We start from the raw sequence: 5,141 nt of genomic DNA, 5'->3' as shown, positions 1-5,141 counted from the left end.
GAGAGACGAGCGAAAGCGAGACTCAAGCGAGCGAAGAGAACCTAGAAAAAATAATAGTTTGAAAGCCAGAGTAACACAATAACCTCGTCAAAGAAAATCGGATTAGGGGAGAAAAACCCCGAAGCCAAAAGAAGAGGGAAACGAAAAGTTTCCAGAGCAACAAACTCAACAAAATGGAGAGTTTGATCCTGGCTCAGGATGAACGCTGGCGGTCTGCTTAACACATGCAAGTCGAACGGGAATCTTAGGATTCTAGTGGCGGACGGGTGAGTAACGCGTGAGAATCTGCCTTCAGGACGGGGATAACAGGAGGAAACTGCTGCTAAAACCGGATATGCCGAAAGGTGAAAGTATTAATAGCCTGAAGAGGAGCTCGCGTCTGATTAGCTAGTTGGTAGGGTAAAAGCTTACCAAGGCGACAATCAGTAGCTGGTCTGAGAGGACGATCAGCCACACTGGGACTGAGACACGGCCCAGACTCCTACGGGAGGCAGCAGTGGGGAATTTTCCGCAATGGGCGAAAGCCTGACGGAGCAAGACCGCGTGGGGGAGGAAGGTTCTTGGATTGTAAACCCCTTTTCTCAGGGAAGAAAAAAATGACGGTACCTGAGGAATAAGCATCGGCTAACTCCGTGCCAGCAGCCGCGGTAATACGGAGGATGCAAGCGTTATCCGGAATAATTGGGCGTAAAGCGTCCGTAGGTGGTTATTCAAGTCTGCCGTTAAAGAGTGGGGCTTAACCCCACAAAGGCGGTGGAAACTGAAAGACTAGAGTGCAGTAGGGGTAGAGGGAATTCCCGGTGTAGCGGTGAAATGCGTAGAGATCGGGAAGAACACCGGTGGCGAAAGCGCTCTGCTGGACTGCAACTGACACTGAGGGACGAAAGCTAGGGGAGCGAATGGGATTAGATACCCCAGTAGTCCTAGCCGTAAACGATGGATACTAGGTGTGGCCTGTATCGACCCGGGCCGCGCCGGAGCTAACGCGTTAAGTATCCCGCCTGGGGAGTACGCACGCAAGTGTGAAACTCAAAGGAATTGACGGGGGCCCGCACAAGCGGTGGAGTATGTGGTTTAATTCGATGCAACGCGAAGAACCTTACCAGGACTTGACATGTCGCGAATCTTCTTGAAAGAGAGGAGTGCCTTAGGGAGCGCGAACACAGGTGGTGCATGGCTGTCGTCAGCTCGTGTCGTGAGATGTTGGGTTAAGTCCCGCAACGAGCGCAACCCTCGTTTTTAGTTGCCATCATTAAGTTGGGCACTCTAGAGAGACTGCCGGTGACAAACCGGAGGAAGGTGGGGATGACGTCAAGTCAGCATGCCCCTTACGTCCTGGGCTACACACGTACTACAATGCTACGGACAAAGGGCAGCAAGTTAGCAATGACAAGCAAATCCCATAAACCGTGGCTCAGTTCAGATCGCAGGCTGCAACTCGCCTGCGTGAAGGCGGAATCGCTAGTAATCGCCGGTCAGCATACGGCGGTGAATCCGTTCCCGGGCCTTGTACACACCGCCCGTCACACCATGGGAGTTGGCCACGCCCGAAGTCGTTACCCTAACCTGTTAAAGGAGGGGGATGCCGAAGGCAGGGCTGATGACTGGGGTGAAGTCGTAACAAGGTAGCCGTACCGGAAGGTGTGGCTGGATCACCTCCTTTTAAGGGAGACCAAACCCCACCCAACCAAAAAATCGCTAAGATTTGGTAGAGTGGAGGTCAACCTAGGTCATCGAGGAAAAGTGAATACATCAGCTTTCAAACTATTAACAGGTTCAAAAAACACGGGCTATTAGCTCAGGTGGTTAGAGCGCACCCCTGATAAGGGTGAGGTCCCTGGTTCGAGTCCAGGATGGCCCACCTAAAAAAAAACGAACCTAAGCACTCAAAGAACAAAAAAGGCCAATTTTGCCAGCAACGAATCTTATCCTAGAGTAAGAGAGCCTGCTGGGAAAAAAGCCAGCAAAAGAACCTTGAAAACTGCATAGCAACGTAAAAAGCAGGAAAAACGAGACATCAAATCAAAAAAGGTGTCCGTAAAACTTCAAGCTGAAGAGATTGTGGTCAAGCTACAAACAGCTGACGGTGAATCCCTCGGCACACAGAGGCGAAGAAGGACGTGGCGACCGACGAAACACTCCGGGGAGCTGGAAGCAAGCATCGAGCCGGAGATATCCGAATGGGGCAACCCCAAGTACAGCCTGTTGAATCCATAGACAGGCATGAGCCAACCGGGCGAACTGAAACATCTTAGTAGCCCGAGGAAAAGAAATCAAAAGAGATTCCCCCAGTAGTGGTGAGCGAAAAGGGAGCAGCCTAAACCATAAAGCAAGCTTTATGGGGTAGTGGGACAGCAACAAAGAGACTAAAGGTACTAGACGAAGCAGCTGAAAACTGCACCAGAGCAGGTAAAAGTCCTGTAGTCGAAAGCGCCAATAGCTCAAGCTGAATCCCGAGTAGCATGGGGCACGAGAAATCCCGTGTGAATCAGCCGAGACCACTCGGTAAGGCTAAATACTACTGTGTGACCAATAGTGAACCAGTACCGCGAGGGAAAGGTGAAAAGAACCCCGAAAGGGGAGTGAAATAGAACGTGAAACCGTCAGCTGACAAGCAATGGAAGCTCGATTAAACGAGTGACCGTGTGCCTGTTGAAGAATGAGCCGGCGACTTATAAGCACTGGTAGGTTAAAGCAATAATTGCCGCAGCCAAAGCGAAAGCGAGTCTGAAGAGGGCGCAAATTATCAGTGTTTATAGACCCGAACCCGGGTGATCTAACCATGTCCAGGATGAAGCTTGGGTAACACCAAGTGGAGGTCCGAACCGACTGATGTTGAAAAATCAGCGGATGAGGTGTGGTTAGGGGTGAAATGCCAATCGAACCCGGAGCTAGCTGGTTCTCCCCGAAATGTGTTGAGGCGCAGCGGTTGTGAATATAGTCTGGGGGTAAAGCACTGTTTCGGTGCGGGCTGCCTCAAGCGGTACCAAATCGAGACAAACTCAGAATACCAGATGTACACACAGCCAGTGAGACGGTGGGGGATAAGCTTCATCGTCGAAAGGGAAACAGCCCAGACCACCAGCTAAGGCCCCAAAATGGTCACTAAGTGATTAAGGAGGTGGGAGTGCAAAGACAACCAGGAGGTTTGCCTAGAAGCAGCCATCCTTGAAAGAGTGCGTAATAGCTCACTGGTCAAGCGCTCCTGCGCCGAAAATGAACGGGGCTAAGTGACATGCCGAAGCTGTGGGATTAATTAATTAATCGGTAGGGGAGCGTTCCGTAGTAGTGAGAAGCACTAGCGACAAGCAGGTGTGGACGAGGCGGAAGTGAGAATGTCGGCTTGAGTAGCGAAAACTAGGGTGAGAATCCCTAGCCCCGAAACCCCAAGGGTTCCTCCGCAAGGCTCGTCCACGGAGGGTTAGTCAGGACCTAAGGCGAGGACGAAAGTCGTAGTCGATGGACAACGGGTCAATATTCCCGTACTAAGAATGGTTTGTGCAGAGGGACAAAGAAGGCTCCAACCAGCTGGATGTTGGTTACCAGTTCAAGCGAGCAAGGCATTGAGAGGCGGAGAAAACGCCTTGAGTCAAGCCGCGAGTACGAGAGTCTACGGACTCGAAGTGGTGAGAGTCATGCTTTCAAGAAAAGCTCTAAACACGTTAAGCCATTAATTACCTGTACCCGAAACCGACACAGGTGGGGAGGTTGAGAATACCAAGGGGCGCGAGATAACTCTCTCTAAGGAACTCGGCAAAATGACCCCGTAACTTCGGGAGAAGGGGTGCCTAGGGTAAAACCTAGGTCGCAGTGAAGAGGCCCAAGCGACTGTTTACCAAAAACACAGGTCTCCGCGAAGTCGCAAGACGATGTATGGGGGCTGACGCCTGCCCAGTGCCGGAAGGTTAAAGAAGTCGGTTAGGCGCAAGCCAAAGCTGGCGACTGAAGCCCCGGTGAACGGCGGCCGTAACTATAACGGTCCTAAGGTAGCGAAATTCCTTGTCGGGTAAGTTCCGACCCGCACGAAAGGCGTAACGATTTGGGCGCTGTCTCGGAGAGAGACTCGGCGAAATAGGATTGTCTGTGAAGATACGGACTACCTGCACCTGGACAGAAAGACCCTATGAAGCTTTACTGTAGCCTGGAATGGTGTTCGGGCTTCGCTTGCGCAGGATAGGTGGGAGGCATTGAAGTACCCCTTGTGGGGGGTATGGAGCCAACGGTGAGATACCACTCTGGCGAGGCTAGAATTCTAACCATCAGCCGTGATCCGGCGATGGAACAGTTTCAGGTGGGCAGTTTGACTGGGGCGGTCGCCTCCTAAAAGGTAACGGAGGCGCGCAAAGGTTCCCTCAGCCTGGTTGGAAACCAGGCGGCGAGTGTAAAGGCACAAGGGAGCTTGACTGCAAGAGCAACAACTCAAGCAGGTAGGAAACTAGGCCTTAGTGATCCGACGGCACCGCGTGGAAGGGCCGTCGCTCAACGGATAAAAGTTACTCTAGGGATAACAGGCTGATCTCCTCCAAGAGTCCACATCGACGAGGAGGTTTGGCACCTCGATGTCGGCTCATCGCAACCTGGGGCGGAAGTACGTCCCAAGGGTTGGGCTGTTCGCCCATTAAAGCGGTACGTGAGCTGGGTTCAGAACGTCGTGAGACAGTTCGGTCCATATCCGGTGCAGGCGCAAGAGCATTGAGAGGAGCCTTCCTTAGTACGAGAGGACCGGGAAGGACGCACCGCTGGTGTACCAGTTATCGTGCCAACGGTAAACGCTGGGTAGCCATGTGCGGAGCGGATAACCGCTGAAAGCATCTAAGTGGGAAGCCCACCTCAAGATGAGTGCTCTCATGGAAATAATCCAGTAAGGTCACAGGAAGAACACCTGTTGATAGGCGCAAGGTGGAAGTGCAGTAATGTATGCAGCCAAAGCGTACTAATAGACCGAGGGCTTGACCTCACTCAAAAAGAAAAACGTTGCTATGCAGTATTGAGGGTTGATTGATTCTACCCGAAACTCTTTCCTGGTGCTATTAGCGCTGTGGAACCACACCGACTCCATCCCGAACTCGGAGGTGAAACGCGGCTGCGGCGAAGATACTTGGTGGGTGACTGCCTGGGAAAATAGCTCAGTGCCAGGTTAT

1 tRNA gene and 3 rRNA genes are annotated in these 5,141 nt (G+C 52.2%); all 4 read left to right on the top strand.

The window, feature by feature from the left end:
* Positions 1-170 precede the first annotated feature (170 nt).
* A 16S ribosomal RNA gene (locus tag H6F63_RS29085) occupies positions 171-1,663 on the top strand.
* Between the two features lie 124 nt (positions 1,664-1,787).
* Positions 1,788-1,861 (top strand) — tRNA-Ile (locus tag H6F63_RS29080).
* 202 nt (positions 1,862-2,063) lie between these two features.
* Positions 2,064-4,957 (top strand): 23S ribosomal RNA (locus H6F63_RS29075).
* Between the two features lie 63 nt (positions 4,958-5,020).
* Positions 5,021-5,138: ribosomal RNA gene (gene rrf / locus H6F63_RS29070) — 5S ribosomal RNA — on the top strand.
* The 16S, 23S and 5S rRNA genes sit together here with 1 tRNA gene alongside, the layout of an rRNA operon.
* Positions 5,139-5,141: the final 3 nt, after the last annotated feature.

This window comes from Trichocoleus sp. FACHB-40, from assembly GCF_014695915.1.
Classification (GTDB): domain Bacteria; phylum Cyanobacteriota; class Cyanobacteriia; order Cyanobacteriales; family FACHB-T130; genus Funiculus; species Funiculus sociatus.
The sequence above is the reverse complement of the archived record's forward strand: the minus strand, read 5'-3'. Positions and strand labels throughout refer to the sequence as shown.